At 62.6% G+C, this 16,580-nt stretch carries 10 protein-coding genes and 1 riboswitch; of the genes, 4 read left to right on the forward strand and 6 right to left on the reverse strand.

Features of this window, described 5'->3' with window-relative positions:
- Nucleotides 1–81: 81 nt before the first annotated feature.
- The 4 genes from ANTHELSMS3_RS20220 to ANTHELSMS3_RS20235 form a co-directional block, all read right to left on the reverse strand.
- Nucleotides 82–711, reverse strand: coding sequence for a TetR/AcrR family transcriptional regulator (locus ANTHELSMS3_RS20220; protein ID WP_094036441.1), 630 nt, complete (start codon nucleotides 709–711; stop codon nucleotides 82–84).
- On the reverse strand, nucleotides 711–2,258 hold the full coding sequence (locus ANTHELSMS3_RS20225; RefSeq protein ID WP_094036442.1) for a trimethylamine methyltransferase family protein: 1,548 nt from the start codon (nucleotides 2,256–2,258) through the stop codon (nucleotides 711–713). Before ANTHELSMS3_RS20225 ends, ANTHELSMS3_RS20220 begins: the two co-directional genes overlap by 1 nt.
- The gene (locus tag ANTHELSMS3_RS20230) at nucleotides 2,255–4,672 is read right to left on the reverse strand and encodes a GcvT family protein (protein ID WP_094036443.1); all 2,418 of its coding nucleotides are present in this window, start codon (nucleotides 4,670–4,672) and stop codon (nucleotides 2,255–2,257) included. Before ANTHELSMS3_RS20230 ends, ANTHELSMS3_RS20225 begins: the two co-directional genes overlap by 4 nt.
- Nucleotides 4,673–4,834: 162 nt before the next feature.
- A complete protein-coding gene (locus tag ANTHELSMS3_RS20235) occupies nucleotides 4,835–6,490 on the reverse strand; it encodes a PIG-L family deacetylase (RefSeq protein ID WP_094036444.1) in 1,656 nt (551 codons plus the stop codon).
- 350 nt (nucleotides 6,491–6,840) lie between these two features.
- On the opposite strand from ANTHELSMS3_RS20235, the gene ANTHELSMS3_RS20240 reads away from it, so the two are divergent.
- Entirely contained in the window at nucleotides 6,841–9,156 is a 2,316-nt protein-coding gene (locus ANTHELSMS3_RS20240; protein ID WP_198319845.1) for a mechanosensitive ion channel family protein, read from the forward strand.
- A gap of 34 nt (nucleotides 9,157–9,190) precedes the next feature.
- On the opposite strand, the gene ANTHELSMS3_RS20245 is transcribed toward ANTHELSMS3_RS20240, so the two are convergent.
- A complete protein-coding gene (locus ANTHELSMS3_RS20245) occupies nucleotides 9,191–9,493 on the reverse strand; it encodes a hypothetical protein (RefSeq protein WP_094036446.1) in 303 nt (100 codons plus the stop codon).
- Nucleotides 9,494–9,611: 118 nt separating this feature from the next.
- Nucleotides 9,612–9,814, reverse strand: a riboswitch (cobalamin riboswitch).
- A gap of 152 nt (nucleotides 9,815–9,966) precedes the next feature.
- On the opposite strand from ANTHELSMS3_RS20245, the gene ANTHELSMS3_RS20250 reads away from it, so the two are divergent.
- Nucleotides 9,967–11,181: an NAD(P)/FAD-dependent oxidoreductase gene (locus ANTHELSMS3_RS20250; protein WP_094036447.1), complete on the forward strand. Its 1,215-nt coding sequence runs from the start codon at nucleotides 9,967–9,969 to the stop codon at nucleotides 11,179–11,181.
- 31 nt (nucleotides 11,182–11,212) lie between these two features.
- Here ANTHELSMS3_RS20250 and ANTHELSMS3_RS20255 read toward each other — a convergent pair whose 3' ends face one another.
- The gene (locus ANTHELSMS3_RS20255; RefSeq protein ID WP_254694795.1) at nucleotides 11,213–11,704 is read right to left on the reverse strand and encodes a MarR family winged helix-turn-helix transcriptional regulator; all 492 of its coding nucleotides are present in this window, start codon (nucleotides 11,702–11,704) and stop codon (nucleotides 11,213–11,215) included.
- A gap of 402 nt (nucleotides 11,705–12,106) precedes the next feature.
- On the opposite strand from ANTHELSMS3_RS20255, the gene ANTHELSMS3_RS20260 reads away from it, so the two are divergent.
- Both ANTHELSMS3_RS20260 and ANTHELSMS3_RS20265 read left to right on the forward strand, forming a co-directional pair.
- Nucleotides 12,107–13,450: an efflux RND transporter periplasmic adaptor subunit gene (locus ANTHELSMS3_RS20260; protein ID WP_157733593.1), complete on the forward strand. Its 1,344-nt coding sequence runs from the start codon at nucleotides 12,107–12,109 to the stop codon at nucleotides 13,448–13,450.
- Complete coding sequence (locus tag ANTHELSMS3_RS20265; RefSeq protein WP_094036449.1) at nucleotides 13,447–16,575, forward strand: efflux RND transporter permease subunit; 3,129 nt, start codon at nucleotides 13,447–13,449, stop codon at nucleotides 16,573–16,575. Before ANTHELSMS3_RS20260 ends, ANTHELSMS3_RS20265 begins: the two co-directional genes overlap by 4 nt.
- The last annotated feature ends 5 nt before the right edge of the window (nucleotides 16,576–16,580 follow it).

Here is a 16,580-nt window from a genome sequence, read left to right on the forward strand (position 1 = left end):
ACAATTACGCGGGTTTCGGCGGGGACTTGCCATGCAGGCCGTCCCGCCCTGTATTTGACCAGTCAGACAGGCGCGCCGGGATCACGTCTCACGGCTGCGGGCGTAGCGTTTGAACTCGTCGACCTCTGCAACAGAGGGGTGAACGCCGGTAAAACAGTACAGGTAGCCCTCGACCCGGGACAGGCGGTCCTCGACCGTTTCGGCCAGCTCCAGCGCGTAATAGCCGATCTGCTGGTAATACAGCACCCGCGAACGAATGTCGGCCTCTGCCGGGTCATAGCCGTGACGAATAAACATGCCCGCGATGGCCTGCTGGCGCGCCGCGTCGGACCGGTCGATCACACTACGCACGGCTGGATCACGCCGCGCCCATTCGCGCACCGCAAAGTCCAGTTGGTGATTGAACCCATCGGGATCGACCACGCAGCGAAAGAAGTTATTGACTGCGGCGGTGATCGTTGGAGCGGGCATGTTTGCGTGACGGATCATGACGCCGGTGTTGCTGCGCTCCCATTCCGCCAGCAGTTGATCCAGCAGGTCCTGGCGGCTCTGGAAATACCAGTAGAAGGATGAGCGCGACACGCCAAGACGCGCGCCGATGGTCTGCACTTTGACCGACTGCACGCCGTCCGAAATCAGAAGATCCCTAGCCGCGCCAAGCCAGTCGGCGCGCGTGACCTTGATATTGCCGGGGAGGTCGTCTTCCGCCATCAGTCGGCGGGCGGCGCGCCGCCCTCACCCGTGCGTTTGGCAATAAAAGCGTCGAGACCGTCCAGACGGTCGCCGGTGGCATTGGCGGGCGCGCGGTGGTCTGACAGGATCTTTTGCCAGAGGTCACGCGCCCGGTCGTTGGCGTCGCGCGCGCCGCGTTCCGTCCAAGTGCCAAAGTTGGTCCAATCCGCCACCAAGGGTTCGTAAAAGGCGGTGGCATAGCGGTCCATCGTATGCGCGCAGCCAAAGAAATGCCCGCCCGGCTGTACCTCTGCCAGTGCGTCAAAGCCGATGTCGGCGTCCTCGGCCGGGGTGGCGGCACAGAGTTCCGCCATGACCTGTACCATCTCCATGTCGGTGATCAGCTTTTCATAGCTGACCGTCAGACCGCCCTCGATCCAGCCCGCCGCATGGATGATGATACTTGCCCCCGACAACAACGCGCCCCAAGCGCTGATCTCTGTCTCATGCGCGGCTTGAGCGTCGTTGGTGTTGGCGGCGCATCCGGCGGCGTTGCGCCACGGCAGGCCGATCAGCCGCGCCAGTTGCCCGGCCGCAAGGCTGGCCTTGACCTGTTCCGGCGTGCCAAAGGCGGGCGCGCCGCTTTTCATATCGACGTTAGAGGCAAAGGCCCCGTAGCAGACCGGCGCGCCGGGGTTGGCCAATTGCGTCAGGGTGATCCCGGCCAGCGCCTCTGCATGGCTGAGGGTGATCGCCCCCGCCACCGTGACCGGCGCCATGGCCCCCATCAGGCAAAACGGCGTCACCACCGAAGGCTGCCCATGGCGCGCAAAATCGATCAACCCCTGCGCCATGGGAATGTCGATCTGGCGCGGAGAGTTGGTGTTGATGATCGTGTAACAATGCGGATTTGCGCGGAAATCGTCGTCAGATAGGCCGCGAAACCCGGCGATCATTTCAAACGCGTCCAGCGCCTGTGGGGTCCCGCGTGAGAAGACAAACGGCACCTTGTCCGAGACACTTAGCTGCATCCGGGTAAAGGCGTAGTGCCGCAGGTGGACGGGGATGTCCTGCGGCTCCACCCCCGGTGATAGCATCTGGATGGCGTCGAAATGCTGAACCAGCTTGGTCAGTTCCTCGACGTCGCGCAGGGTGCCGGGGCGGCGACCGCGCAACATGTCGGAACAGTTCGGTGCCCCTGCCCCGGACTGGAACGCAAGGCTGCCCAACTGCATGTCAATATGTCGGTCCGGCGCGCCGCCGTGCAGGGTGAACTGACGCGGGGCGGAGGCCAGCGCCGCAGTAACAATATCGCGCCCGATGTAGACCATCTGGCTGTCCTCATCGACACGCGCGCCCGCTTGCCCAAACAGCCTGCGCGCCTCGGGCAGCAGCACCTTGATGCCCAGTTCCTCCAGCACCTTTAGAGAAGTGTCGTGGATCGCCGCCACGCGGTCCTCGGTAAAGACGGTTTGCGGGGTAAAGGGGTTTTTGAGCTGCCGATAGTTGACGGTGCGTTTGGCGGTGGGCGTATCGCCACCGCGTTTGCGGCGACGACGACCGGTGTTTTCGGTAAGCGTGCTCATGACGACGCGCCCGCCTTTGGGCGCATGGCCTTGCCCGCCGGGTCATAGGGTGAGGGCGCGATCACACGGGCCGGGCATTCAACGCCGACGACGTGCACGGACAGGTTTGTGCCCTCTGCCGCCGAGTCGGCACTGACCATGGCCAAGGCGTAGGATTTGCCCATGGTATGGCCGTATCCGCCCGAGGTCACAAAGCCGACCTTTTCGCCATCCATCCAGACAGGCTCATACCCGCTGGCGTCGGCGTCTATGCTGTCCACCTCCAACGTCACGATCCGGCGTTTGGCCCCGGTGTCGCGTTCCGCCAGAGCCGCCTCTTTGCCGATGAAATCAGGTTTGTCCCAGTCGATCCAGCGGTCCATGCCGGTCTCACCGGGCGTATACCCTTGGGTGAATTCCGCCGACCAGATGCCGAAGGATTTCTCCAGCCGCAGCGACAGCATGGCGTTGAACCCGTATTCGCGGATGTCCTGATCCGCCCCAACCTCAAGAAGCAACTCGCGCAGCTTGATATGGTCGCCGTAGCGGACGTTGATCTCGTACCCCAGTTCACCAGCGACAGACATGCGCGCGACGCGCGCCCGGAACAGGCCCACATCCAGCGCCGCGCAGCCCATGAAGGGCAGATCGGCGGCCCCGGCGCAAACCTGTTCCAGCACCTTCAGCGAGCGCGGCCCGGTCAGGGCAAAGCCGCAGACCTCATCGCCCAGATCGCGCACCGAAACGCCCGCGTCCATGTGATCCTCGAACCAGCGCATGTGCCATGCCCGCAGATAGTAGCTGCCCATGATCCACCATGTCCTGTCGCCCCAGTTGAACACCGTCAGGTCGCCTTTCAGCCGCCCATCCGGCGCTAGCATCGGGGCCAGCCTCGCGCGCCCCGGTGCCGGCAGTTTCGACGCCATGATGCGGTTCAGCCAGTGTTCCGCGTTCGGGCCTGTGACCTCGAACCGCGAAAAGCCGGTGATGTCGATCAGGCCCACCTTGTCGCGCACATGGCGGCATTCCGCGCCCACGATGTCAAAGGCATTGGACCGTTTGAGCGTCGGTGTTTCCTCAAACCCCTTGGGGGCAAAGTACAAAGGCACCTCCAAGTCCCAACTGACGCCCCATTTGCAGCCCGCATCGGACATGGCCGTGTAGGCCGGCGCAGTTTTCAACGGGCGACCGGCGGGCAGTTGTTCGTTCGGGTAGGTCATCACGAAACGGCGCGAATAGAACTGGCCGGTGGTTTCCTGGATGTAGCGTTTGTTCTGCGCAAAATCGCCGTAGCGCGCCACGTCCATCGACCATGCGTCGGCCTCTGGTTCGCCGTGGATCATCCATTCGGCCAGCGTCTTGCCGACACCGCCACCTTGCAGGAACCCCGCCATGACCGCGCAGGCGGACCAGTAACCGCGCTTGCCGCGCACCGGGCCGACCAGCGGGTTGCCATCGGGGGAAAAGGTAAACGCGCCGTTGACCCATGTCTTGATCCCGACATTTTCCAGCGCGGGATAGCGTTCATAGGCGCAGATCAACTCCTTTTCGATGCGGTCGGTCTGTTCCTGAAACAGCTCCATCCCGTAATCCCACGGCGCGCCGTCCATCGCCCAGTGCTCGTGGTCGACCTCATAGATGCCCACCAACAGGCCGTTCTGGTCCTGCCGGGTGTAGGTGAACCCCTCAAGGTCCACGGTCATTGGCACCTCAAAGTCCAGCTTGGCGATTTCGGGCACGGTGTCGGTAATGAAATAATGATGTTTCAGGGGTGAGACCGGCAGTTCTATGCCTGCCATGCGGCCGACCTGTTTGGCCCACAGGCCAGCGGCGTTGACCACATGTTCGCAGGTGATCGTGCCCTTATCCGTCACAACCTTCCAGCCATCGGCGGTCTGTTCCAGCGCTTGCACCTTGGTGTGTTCGTGGACCGTGGCCCCCCGCTTTTTGGCGGCACCTGCGTAGGCGTGCACCGTGCCGGTGGTGTCCAGATAGCCCTCGCGATCGGCCCACATGGCACCAAGGATGCCGTCGGTCGACATGATCGGACAGCGCTTTTGCGCCTCTTCCGGAGTCAGCAACTCGCAATCCTCGATGCCGATAGACTGGAACACCCGGTAGGCCGATTGCAGCCACTCCCAGCGGTCGGGCGTGCCCGCCAGCGTCAGACCGCCGGTCATGTGCAGACCGATGTTCTGGCCGGATTCCTTTTCGATCTCCGGCAGCAGGTCGATGGTATAGGCCTGTAGCGCGGCCATGTTCGGGTCCGCGTTCAGTGCGTGGATGCCGCCCGCCGCGTGCCACGACGACCCGGCGGTCAGGACCGCGCGTTCCAACAGGCAGACATCGCGCCAACCGAGTTTCGCAAGATGATACAGCACAGACGCGCCCACGACGCCCCCGCCAATAACAACCACGCGGTAATGAGTGTTCATGTCCTACCCTCTTTGGCTTCAATGCTTTGAAGTCAGGCTAGGCGGCGGGTCCGGATCGGACTAGACAGAAATGTCCAGAGCATGTTCCAAAGGCGACATGTGGCATGATCTGTTGCCGTTTGGGCAGGGCAATCAGGGGGTGTTGCGCGGCGGGCGGGCCGGTCAGAGCACCTCAACCGAATCGTCTAAAACATCGTCTTCGTCGGGCAGGTCGAGCGTTTCCCATTTCGCGCCGCCCGAGAGCATCAGTTGCTCATACAGCCCGCCGGGACCGAAAGGATCGCTGGCAGGATCGGGGATCGGATCAACTGGCGTGGGATCAATCGGCGTTGGGTCAACGGGGTCTGGTGCCGGTTCAGTTGGGGCCGCAACCTCCCATTTCCCCGCATTTCCGGCGAGGAACTGGAAATACGTTCCATTTGGACCGAAAAGATCGCCGCCCGTCGGTGCGGGCTCTTCAGGCGCTGGCGGATCGGGTTGCGGATCTATGGGTGCGGGGTCAATGGGGTCAGGCTCAACCGGATCGGGATCAACTGGAGTTGGGTCTTCGGGGTCTGGATCGACCGGTTCTGGATCGTCCTCCGGCAAGGGGCCATCGACCCGCTCTCCATCGACGATGCTGTATTGTTCGGTCACATATTCCCGCAACACCCAGTCGGTATAGGGTTCGCGCAGGGCACCGGCATCATCCGTCACAAACGGATCAAAGGCGGCGTAGGTCTCAAACACGCCGGTGACCAGCGCGACCTGATCCGGGGTCAGGTTCTCTTCCTCGGCCCAGCTGATGTAGCCAGTGAAATGCGTGACTGTCACGTCCTCTCCGTAAAGCGGCAGGGCCGCTTCGGCGAGTTCGGTGGTGTGGACGTGGTCGCTGTGTTCGATCTCGCTGGAATCGTCCTGCAACAGAATGTCATCAGGCGTGTGCCGGGTCATGATCGCTCCCAGCACCTGTGTCAGATCGTCAGATGAATAAGTGACCAGCCCGTCCACCGTGGTGATCTGGTCGGCATCGCCCTCCAGCAGGCGTTCGAGACTGCCAAAGCCATAGGTGTCGGTGCCGCCGCCGTCGATCCCGTCCGGCGTGCGCAGGAAATACAGCCGCACTTGCGGATCATCGGCCAGATAACTGCTTTGCACTTCCCACGCGACGCCGCCGACATCCAGCGTCACGGTCTCATCCACCCAATCGGCGGGATCGGCACCGGCCATCTGGGCATAGGCCGCCTTGGCCCCCATTTCTCTCGCTTCCCAATAGGCGGACCCGTCCCCGGCATCGCCGGCAGTGACAAAGACCGTGGTCATCGGGTCGCCGTCTGCGATGGTGTCAGCGATGTGGGGGTTCATGAACAACAGGTCATCGTCGGGGTGCGCGACAATCGCCATGTCGCCGCCTGCCATCGTCGGGCTGATCGGTTCGATTGTCAGGTCGATCACCGTGGCGTCATTGGGCGTCGCCGGGCCGCGCAGATCCGCGACCGGCAGCGCCAGTGGCACCTCGGCGGGCATCTTGGCCAACAGCGTGTCGTCCTTGTACAGCGCCATGACGCCCTCGGCGTCGATCACGGCGGCAAAGCTGGCAGTTTCACCGGAGATCAGCGCATCCTCGGCCACAAGCCGGTACACCGACCCGCCCTGAGACAGTTCAAAGTACAGATCGTCGCCGGAACTGAGTTGGCCAAGGGTCAGGCGCGCGTCCCCCGCTTCGGTGCCCAGCGCGACCAGAGGTTGCGACGGCCCTGCGCCAAGGCTGTCGTATTGCACAGCAATATCGATCCGCAGAGGTCCGGTGAATGTCCCGTTCGGCGCTGACAGCGTCATCGCTCTATTTTCCTATTGGCTTGGCGCAGAAAACACCGCGCTTTTGTCACAAAACAGCTTTAACCGAGATAGGAACAATCTAGCGCCATACGCCTACCGCGGGCAGGGATTCCGGCGCAAACCGGGAAACACTGTGTCAACGGGTTTAAAATTCGTCTGAAACGTCTTGATTTCAATCCGTTGCCCTGAATGGCGCCGCCCACCGTCGGCGGGCAATTCGCGTGATTGTAGCCCGTCCCGGCGTGCAAAAGCACACGAATCAGGGAAAAACCGGGCAAATTCCGCACGCCGCGCGCTTGATGCGGCCCGCAATGTTCCTAAGCTGGCGACACCCCTAAATGGACATTCCCATGTCGTTGAACCTGCGCCCGATTTCGCTGTTGTTGCTGCTGTTCCTCCTGTGTACCGCCCTGCCCCGCAGCGGCGCGGCGCAAGACGGATGGGCTGGCGATTGGCAGACCTATTGGTCCGCCGGTGAGGCTGTTGTCCTTCTGGAACGGCGCGGAGACACGGTGTCCGGCACCTATCAACCGGGGGACGGCCGATTGACCGGCACCATCTCGCCGGACGGCGTGTTGCGCGGAACTTGGCAGGAGATGGCGGAACGCGGGACGTTCACCTTTGTGCTGGCGCACGACGGGCAGAGCTTTGCCGGGCGCTTTGGCACTGGCGACTGGTGGAACGGCCATCGCACCGAACTGGCCGAGCAACACCGCCCCGACTGGTGGAGCGGGGCAACCCCGCGCGCCACCCTGAGCAGCATCCTCGCGGCCGGGAACGACGCGCAGTATCGTGAGCGTGAGGGGCAGATGCGCTGGATCGACCCGCTGCTGACCTATGACGGCCCCGAAAGCGGGTCGTCGGACCGGGATCGACGGCAACGCGCGCTCTGGCATATTCTTGACATCTCGACCTTTCGGCTGTTGGACGCGCCGGAGCCGCCCCCAGCGGCAGAGCCGGGCACCGAACTGCTGTTTGAGATCGGACCGGCGGGCACAAGCGCAACGTACCAGTTGGTGTTTCGGCTGGACGAGACGCAGCTTTGGCATCTGTTGGTGCCACCCGGGCCTGCCTTGCAGGCCGACCTGTCGCGGTTGGTTCAGGCCCGTGGGCACGACACACTGGATGCGCTGGACAAGGCCCGCGCCGGATCGCCGCGCATGGTGATGATGGACTTTCTCCTTGGGGCAAGGGACTGGGACGGCGCGGGCGGCGCGCGGGCCTTGCGCGCACTGGACCTTGATCATGTGCCCCACCAGCTGCGCCGGGCCGAGGGTGCGCTGATGGCCGATTATCTCCGTCGGACAATCGACCGGATTGGCATTGTCTACTGGCAAGAGATCCCCGACGATCCGGCCCGCCCGCAACCCTATGTGTACTACAAGCACCCGTTGGGCAGCCTCACCATCGCCCCTACGCGCATCAAGGACGTGGACGGCGGTCCGGTCTCGAGGCTCTGGCGGTTTTCGCGCAACACGTTGGAGTCCCTGCCCGCGCTGGACAAGGCACTGGAGCGGATGCCACTGGCCCCCGGACAGACGGCATCGCAGCCGCTGTCACGGTATTTCGCCACCCGGCAGGCAGTTCTAGCGCGAGTCGACGGATTGCAGCGCCGCATGTTCGGGCTGGAAATCTGGCAATGGGTCGGGCTGGCGGGTTATCTGCTGGCGATGGCCGGCACACTGTCGTTGGCTTGGCACGCGGCGCGGACGCTGGGAACCGACCGGGGGACCATCGCGTCTTCTGTTGCCCGGATGGCCGGACCGGCGGGGATGTTGGTGGTTGCGCTGCTGTTTCTGGACGCCAGTGAACGGTTGGGACTGACATTGCGGGCCTTTGGCCCTGTGTCGGCGCTGTCGGCGATCCTGCTGATCCTCGCCATAGCGGCACTGGCCTATCGAGCCGTGTCGCTGATCCATGACGCGCTGATGGCGCGCGCCACGCTGACCCGCGCCTATACCGACGAGATTGTCCTGTCGCTCGCGCAGGGTCTGCTGAAACTGCTGATCATCGTGGGGGCGATCATTGCCTGCGCGGATGTGGTGGGGCTGCCCTATGAGGGCGTTTTGACGGGTTTGGGCATCGGTGGCGTCGCAGTGGCCTTTGCGGCGCGTGAGACCGTGTCGAACATCTTGGGCGGCGCGATCCTGTTGTCGGACCGCCCCTTCCGCAAGGGCGACATGATCGAGGCGGCAGGCGTCTTCGCGGTGATAGAGACGGTTGGCCTGCGCTCGACCCGGCTGCGGACGATGGACAACACGCTGATGATCATGCCCAACGCGCAGCTGTCGGATCAGGTGATCGTCAACTGGGACAACCGACAGCGGCGCAAGGTTCAAATGATAATCGGGCTGACCTTTGATACCCCGCGCGACCGGCTGGAAGGCTTTGTCGCGCGGTTGAAGGAGGTATATTGCAACCAGCCCGATGCGGACACCGACGATGTCACCATCGGGATAAAGTCACTAGGACCGCAAAGCGTCGACATCGAACTTTGGGGCCACTTCAAGGTTTTCACTTATGACGCGCAGGTGGCCGCGCAACAGGCGCTGATCCTCGACATCCTGTCGCTGGCCAAGGAGATGAATGTCGACTTTGCCTTTCCCACGCGAATGGTGCATCTGGCGGCGCTGCCACCCACGTCGGAGCAAGATGCCCACGCGTGATGGGCACACGCGCAGCGGTGTCCCCTCCCCTTTCTCATAGCAACAGACGCCGATTGCGCGCCCCTCCGCGCCGCTGTGGGCGCGGCAATGTCAGATCCAGCGCGCGCCCCGGATGGCGCAGCGATGTGTCCAGCAGCCCGCAAAAGACCGCCACCGCCGGATCGGTTCGAACAAAGGGCTGCGCCCGTAACCAAGCGCGCACTGCCTCTGCCTCATAGCTGGCACATCCGGGCAGGCCGCCCAGCCATTGCATGTATCCCATGCAGGCCAATTCAAACGCCCTTTCCGGGGTCTCTACCCGGCATTGCAATTGTGTCAGGATTAGTTCGATCGACATCGCGCCCTCCGCGCCAAGGGCGGGAAGCGGTTTGGATCAGCGATGTCAGCGGGCGGTGAAACGCCATGGGGCCTCGCATCTCCGGAGCACCCCGCCCGGGTTGAGTGAAAAACGGACCCGGATGGGCCCGACGATGGCAGGTCTCCTGACTTGCGGGTCAAGGCACAGTCCCGAACCTTCCCGGACCGAGGGTCCAGTGGCGTTTACGGGATGGCTCGCCGCTTACAGTTGCGGGGGCAGTCACGGCATTGGGGCCCTGCCCCGCACCGTATTCCCTATTCGACCGCGCAGAACGCGGTCACCATCGTCGCCAGAGTGGCGCAGCCGAACGGGCCGGTCAAGCCTGCGCCGCGCCGATATGGTCAAGAGTCACGTCGCCGGTTAAGGAGGAATCGTCCCACCCCATGCGCGGGGCCGGTCAACCGACACGTTGCGCCCTGTCTGGGGTACGCACCAAATGCGGAGAATGCCGTATGGCCATATCTGGGTTTCCCTCTGCGCCTTCCCGCAGTTCCTACGATGTCATCATCATCGGCGGGGCGATCATGGGATCGGCGACCGCGTGGTTCCTGACTGAAAACCCGGATTTCGACGGCAGCGTTTTGGTGGTCGAACGCGACCCCAGCTATGCCATGTGCTCAACCGCGCATACCTATTCCTGCATCCGGCAACAGTTTTCCGATCCGCTGAATGTGCGAATCTCGCAATTCACCGCCGAATTCATCAAAGATTTGCCCGACCGGATCGGCGATGCCCGCGCGCCGCGCCTGTCGGTTCAGAACTTTGGCTATCTCTATCTTGCCGACAACGAGGGCTTTGCCGATCAACTGCGGGGCAACGCGCAGATACAACGCGCCGCCGGAGCCGGGACCGAGTTGTTGACCCGTGATGAGATCGCGGCGCGCTATCCGTTTTACCAACTGGACGACATCCTGCTGGGGTCGATCAACACCCGTGACGAAGGGTATTGGGACGGCGGCACCCTGTTCGACTGGTTGCGACGATCCGCACGCAGCCGGGGTGTGGAATACATCGGCAATGAGGTCGCGGGCATGACCAAGGATGGCAACCGCGCCCGCTCTGTCACGCTGGCCTCAGGGCAGCAAATCGCCTGTGGCCATGTGGTCAACGCCTCTGGCCCGCGCGCTGCGCGCACAGCTGCGATGGCGGGTATCAATCTGCCGGTCGAGCCGCGCCGCCGCTTCAACTGGGTTTATACGGCGGAAAAACCACTGGTTCGGGAACTGCCGCTGACCATCGACCCGTCTGGGGTCCACACCCGGCAGGACGGCCCGTCAACCTATATGGCGGGCGCCGCCCCGGCAGAGGATCTGGCGGTGGAACCGGATGATTTCCGCATGGATCACGACCGCTGGCAGGACCACGTCTGGCCGATCATCGCCAACCGCATCCCCCAGTTCGAGTCGATCCGTGTGGTGACCGAATGGGTGGGGCACTATGCCTATAACACGCTGGATCAAAATGCCATTGTCGGACCGCACCCGGAGGTGGAAAACCTGCTGTTTCAGAACGGCTTTTCCGGTCACGGACTTCAGCAGGCCCCGGCAATGGGACGGGCCATTGCAGAACTGATCGCCTATGGCGAGTTCCGCAGCCTTGACCTGACACCGATGCTGTTCGACCGCATCCTGAGCGCACGCCGCGCAGTAGAAACGGCAGTGATCTGAGCGCTTTGACGATCGCACGCGTTCACGTCGGTCACTCGTCCGGCGTGCCGCCTTTGCTATCCAGCGGCAGAGCCAGCAACTTACGCAAGAGCCGTTTCAGTTCTGCGGCCTCGGCCCCGTCCAGGCACCCGGCATCGCGCGACTCGTGATCAACAAAGGTCGGCATCAACGCCGTGATCCGGGCCTGTCCCAAAGCGGTCAGACGCAGTTCCATCGCGCGCTTGTCATCCTCAGGGACGCGACGGGTGATAAGCCCGTCTGCCTCCATCTGGCGGACCATCTTGGTCATATGCGCCCGCTTGATGCTAAGCGCGCGGGCCAGCAGGCCTTGCCGGATGCCTGGGTTCTCATACAGCACCATCAGCACTGAAATCTCTCCCGGGCGGACCTCTTCTCCTTCGAATGCCCGAAAGAAATCGGCAAAGCTCTGCAACTGGGCCAGTCGCAATAAAAAGCCCAGCGAATCCGACAGATGGCCATAGCGCACTACCGCATCTCTGGCAGGTTCAGGCACCTTGCGCACAATAGCCACCTCCCCGGACAGAGGGGATGGCAGGGTGGTCGGGCGATCCACTGCAACCGGCCGTGTCCCTCGCGTGAAAACTGGCTGTGCGCATCCATCCCCCCTTTTGCACTGCTTGCGACTTAGCATTTGTTTCCAAGTAGACAAATCATTCAGTTTGAAGTCAAGATCTTCGGCGGCTGCCGGGCGCTGATCCCTGTCACCGTCGGCGCCGCGCCACGTCGAACCCTTTGCCCGCATCCCGCCCATCAGAGTTGCCGCCCCCCATGTGGCGGCAATTCGACCTTTTGCGCTACGCGCGCAAAAGTGCTTCGCTTGCCAGACAGGAGTTGCCCTCCGGTTCGCTCTACCCCTGTTATGCATTGCCGAGGGCCTGCCCGGGCCAGACTGGAGCCAAGACTGATGAATTTGAAACCCTTGCTTGTACTGCCGCCCCTCGTGCTTGGTGTTGCCGGTTTCATGTGGATGACCAAAGGTCAGGACACGCCACAACAAACCCGCGAAGAGGCCAGGCTTGCCGTGCGGGTAATGACGGTAGAGGAAGGTGCTCTGCCCCTGTCGGCGACCGGTTATGGCAGGGTTGCTGCAATGCACAGTTGGACGGCCGTCTCGCAGGTGGACGGGCGCATTCTGGAACTGGTCAGCGATCTGGCCGAGGGAACGCTGGTCGATGAGGACACCCTTTTGGTCCAGATCGACAAGACCGATTTCGATTTGGCAATCCAGAAATCACGCGCCAATATCGCCGCCGCCGAAGCAGCGTTGATCCAACTGGAGCGTGAAGAAGAAAACTCGCGTCGCGTGCTGGCGCTGGAAGAGAACATCCGCATTGTGGCGCAGGCGGAATTTGACCGGGTTCGTGACCTAGTCGACCGCGGCACCAGCACCGCAGCGGCGCTTGACACCGTGCGCAAGGCCCTGTTGGCGCAGGAAAACGCCGTCACGCAACTGAACAACACGCTAGACCTGTACCCGGCGCAACGCGCCTCGGCGGAGGCGACACTGGCGGTGCGCCAAGCTGAATTGGCAGAGGCTGAACGTGCGCTGGACAATACCACCCTGTCGGCCCCCTTCCGGGGGCGTGTCGCCGAGGCGAACGTCGAGGTCGGTCAGTTCGTACGCACCGGCGAGGTATTGCTGTCGCTGGACGCCATCGACGCGGTCGAGGTCGTGGCCTCTTTTCAGCCGCAGGTCCTGGCATCTGTGGTTCAGACGTCACTGGGACAAACCATAGCGGAAACCACCCAGATCGATTCGACCCGCGTCGTGGAGCTGTTCCGGCAATCCGGGATCACCGCCAGCGTCCGGTTGGATCTTGCCGGAGCACAGGCCCGCTATCCGGCAGAAATCATCCGGTTTCGCGGCACCATAGACAGCGCGACAGGCACAATCGGCATTGCGGTGCGCGTGGACGATCCCTTTCTGGCCGGAGGACCGGCACGGCGGCCGCCGCTGAGCGTAGGTGGGTTTGTATCCGTGGCGCTGGAGGCCACATCGCCCGACGACGCCATTGCTGTTCCGCGCGCAGCGGTCCATCAGGGCGACGACGGCACGCCCTTTGTCTATGTCGCCGACGCCGAAGACCGGCTGGCGATCACTCCGGTCGTGCTTGGCCCGGTCGCGGACGAAAACGTGCTTTTGCGTGACGGGCTGGTTTCTGGTGACCGGCTGATCCTGTCGGCCCCGCGCCCGCCCATCGCGGGCATGGCACTTAGCCCCGTCGATGTGGACGGAGACGCCAGATGATCTCTTTTTTCGTGCGCCACCCTGTGGCGGCCAACCTGCTGATGGCGCTGATCTGCATTCTTGGCATTTCCGTCATCAGCAACATCGAACGTGAGACATTTCCCGAGTTTACCGCCGACAGCGTCTCTGTCTCTGTCGCCTATCCCGGCGCGTCGGCGCTGGATGTTGACGAAGAAGTTTGCGCCCCATTGGAGGACGCGCTGAGCGGCCTGTCCGGATTGGCGGATTTTCAGTGTCTATCTGTCGACGGACGCGCCGCCGCCACAGCCGAACTGGAAGAAGGCGGTGATATCATCCAGTTTTTCAACGACGTGTTTTCTGCCGTCTCGGGCATCGGCGACTTTCCTGACGACGCCGATACTCCGGCGGTCGAGATCGCCTCGCGCAGCGATCTGGTGGCGATGATCGCCATTTCCGGCATCACCGGCAAAGAGGGACTGATCGCCTATGCGGACGAACTGGCAGATACGCTGTTGGCGTTGCAGGGGGTGGCCGATGCCACCGTGTCGGGCATCACCGGGCGCGAATTGCAGGTAACATTTGACCAGCAGGCACTGCGCCGTTTTGGCCTGTCCAGCCGCGATCTGGTCAATGCCATCGAAGCGCGCAGCCTGCGCCAGCCGCTGGGCAGCGCGGATCTCAGCGACTCGAGCGTGATCCTGCGCTATGTCGGGGCCAGCCGCACCGTTGCCGATCTCGAAGACCTGATCGTGATCGAAAACGCCGATGGCGGGCTGGTGCGGCTGTCAGATCTGGCAAGCGTCAAACTGGTGGACAGCGACGAGAACCGTCAAAGCTATATCAACGGCGTGCAGACGGCGATCATCTCGATCTCCAAATCCGCCGATGAGGACAGCATCCGCGTCTATGAACGCGTTGATGCGATCCTACAGGCAGAACGCGCCACATGGCCCGATCCGTTTGAGATCACCGTGATCAACAACATGACAGAGTTGATCGAGGAACGTCTGACGCTGATCCTGCAAAACATCGCCATGGGGCTGGTGCTGGTCTTTGTGACCATGTGGCTGTTCTTTTCGCTGCGCGAGGCGCTGTGGATTTCCGCCGCCCTGCCGGTGTCCTTTCTGGGCGGGCTTTTTGTCATGAGCATGCTGGGCATCACCATCAACATGATCACCCTGATCGCCCTGCTTATGGCCGTGGGCCTGATCATGGACGACAGCATCGTGATCGCCGAAAACATCGACAAATGGCGCCGCCGGGCACCACCTCTGGAGGCCGCTGCTCGCGGCACGATGGAGGTTCTGCCGGGCGTGTTTTCGTCTTTTCTGACCACCGCCTGCGTCTTTGGCCCGCTGATGTTCCTGTCCGGAGAGATGGGTCAGATCCTCAAGTTCATTCCGATGGTTCTGCTGATCACCCTGTCGTTGTCACTGGTCGAGGGCTTCCTGCTGTTACCGAACCACCTCAGCCATGTGGGTCAGGCTGATCCCGACGCGCTTAAAGTCCGCCCCGCCGCCCGCGCGCTGGACTGGTTCAAGGAGCGGCTGGTGATGCCGCTGGCGTCGGCCCTTGTGCGGCTGCGTTACCTTACCTTTGGCTCTGTGATTGCCGCCCTGATCCTGTCGATCGGACTGATTGCCTCTGGCCAGATCAAGGTTATCGGTTTTCCGGCGACGGAAAGTGATACGATTGTCACGCGGGTGTCGCTGACCTCCGGCATCGCGCGGGAGCGTACCGTGGCAACGGTGGACCAGTTGTTGCTCGGGTTGGAGCAGGTGAACGCGGACCTGACCCCCGGCACCGAAGGCGGCGCGCTTTTGGTCCAGCGGGTTCTGGTGCAATACGCCGTCAACGCCGATGTGTCGGACAATGGGTCGAACACCGCGACGATCACCGTCGACCTGCTGGAAAGTTCATTGCGCAATGTGCTGGCCGACGATGTGTTGGAGGCATGGCGCGTGGCCGCAGGCCCCCTGCCCGACATTGTCCAGATCAGCTTTTCCCAAGCCGAAACCGGCCCCGGCGGTCTTGATCTGGATGTCGAATTGCTGGGTCGTGATCTGGAGGATCTGGAAGAGGCGTCAAGCGTCTTGCTGACCAAACTATTGGCGCGCGATGATGTGACAGAGGCGTTTCAGGATCTCTACGGCGGCCGGGATGAGGTGCAGATCCGGCTGAACAACTACGGCTATTCCATCGGACTGACGCCGCAATCGCTGTCGGCGCAATTGCGCGATGCCTTTGAGGGGTCTGAAACCGACAGTTTCCGCCTTGGCGCAAGTGACCGAACGGTGCGGGTGCAACTGGCCGACACCGTCACCAGCCTGACCGAGCTAGAGCGCTTTCCCATTGTTCTGCCGGGGGGGGCGCTAACCAACCTGACAACGGTGGCGGATCTGACCCATTCAGCGGGGTATCCTACCGTGACGCGCAAGAACGGCATGGCCGTGGCCCGCATTCAGGGCAAGATCGACCGCAGCGTCACCACCTCGACCGCCATTTCCAATGTCGTCGTGGATGAGCTTGCACCACAGCTGGCCGAAGCCTTTCCCGGTGTCCAGATCAAGATCGGGGGCGCGACCGAGGAACAGCAGAAATCGCAGTCCTCGATGATGTCGGCGCTGCTGCTGGGCTTGGTCGGAGTTTACATGGTGCTGGCCTTTCAGTTCCGCTCGTACAGCCTGCCCGTGGTGGTCATGCTGTCGATCCCCTTTGCGCTGATCGGCACGATATTGGGGCACTGGGGGTTGGGCATGGACATGTCGATGCCCAGCCTGATCGGCTTTGCGTCATTGGCGGGCATCGTGGTCAATAACGCGATCCTGTTCCTGACCTTTTTCCAGACCCATCTACAGGACGACGACTATGTCGCGGCCTCGCTCAACGCGGTCAGAGATCGGTTCCGGCCGATCCTGTTGTCTACCTCGACCACCTTCATGGGGCTGATCCCGATCATTCTGGACAACAGTCCGCAGGTGCAGACGCTGGTACCGCTGGTGGTGTCGGTGGCCTTTGGCCTTGTCGCGTCGATGGTGCTGGTTGTGCTGGTGTTCCCGTCAGTCCTGTCCATCTACTTTGACGTGGTGAGCGTGCGGAAATGGATTGAACAGTTCGATGGGGAAGACGCAGAGCCAACAGCATCCGTGGCGACAGACCGTTAAGGGAG

It is taken from the genome of Antarctobacter heliothermus (assembly GCF_002237555.1).
GTDB classification, from domain to species: Bacteria; Pseudomonadota; Alphaproteobacteria; order Rhodobacterales; family Rhodobacteraceae; genus Antarctobacter; species Antarctobacter heliothermus_B.

Coding starts and splice junctions, on each gene's coding strand:
- ANTHELSMS3_RS20220 (WP_094036441.1), bottom strand. CDS start 711: ATGGCGGAAGACGACCTCCCCGGCAATATCAAGGTCACGCGCGCCGAC.
- ANTHELSMS3_RS20225 (WP_094036442.1), bottom strand. CDS start 2,258: ATGAGCACGCTTACCGAAAACACCGGTCGTCGTCGCCGCAAACGCGGT.
- ANTHELSMS3_RS20230 (WP_094036443.1), bottom strand. CDS start 4,672: ATGAACACTCATTACCGCGTGGTTGTTATTGGCGGGGGCGTCGTGGGC.
- ANTHELSMS3_RS20235 (WP_094036444.1), bottom strand. CDS start 6,490: ATGACGCTGTCAGCGCCGAACGGGACATTCACCGGACCTCTGCGGATC.
- ANTHELSMS3_RS20240 (WP_198319845.1), top strand. CDS start 6,841: ATGTCGTTGAACCTGCGCCCGATTTCGCTGTTGTTGCTGCTGTTCCTC.
- ANTHELSMS3_RS20245 (WP_094036446.1), bottom strand. CDS start 9,493: ATGTCGATCGAACTAATCCTGACACAATTGCAATGCCGGGTAGAGACC.
- ANTHELSMS3_RS20250 (WP_094036447.1), top strand. CDS start 9,967: ATGGCCATATCTGGGTTTCCCTCTGCGCCTTCCCGCAGTTCCTACGAT.
- ANTHELSMS3_RS20260 (WP_157733593.1), top strand. CDS start 12,107: ATGAATTTGAAACCCTTGCTTGTACTGCCGCCCCTCGTGCTTGGTGTT.
- ANTHELSMS3_RS20265 (WP_094036449.1), top strand. CDS start 13,447: ATGATCTCTTTTTTCGTGCGCCACCCTGTGGCGGCCAACCTGCTGATG.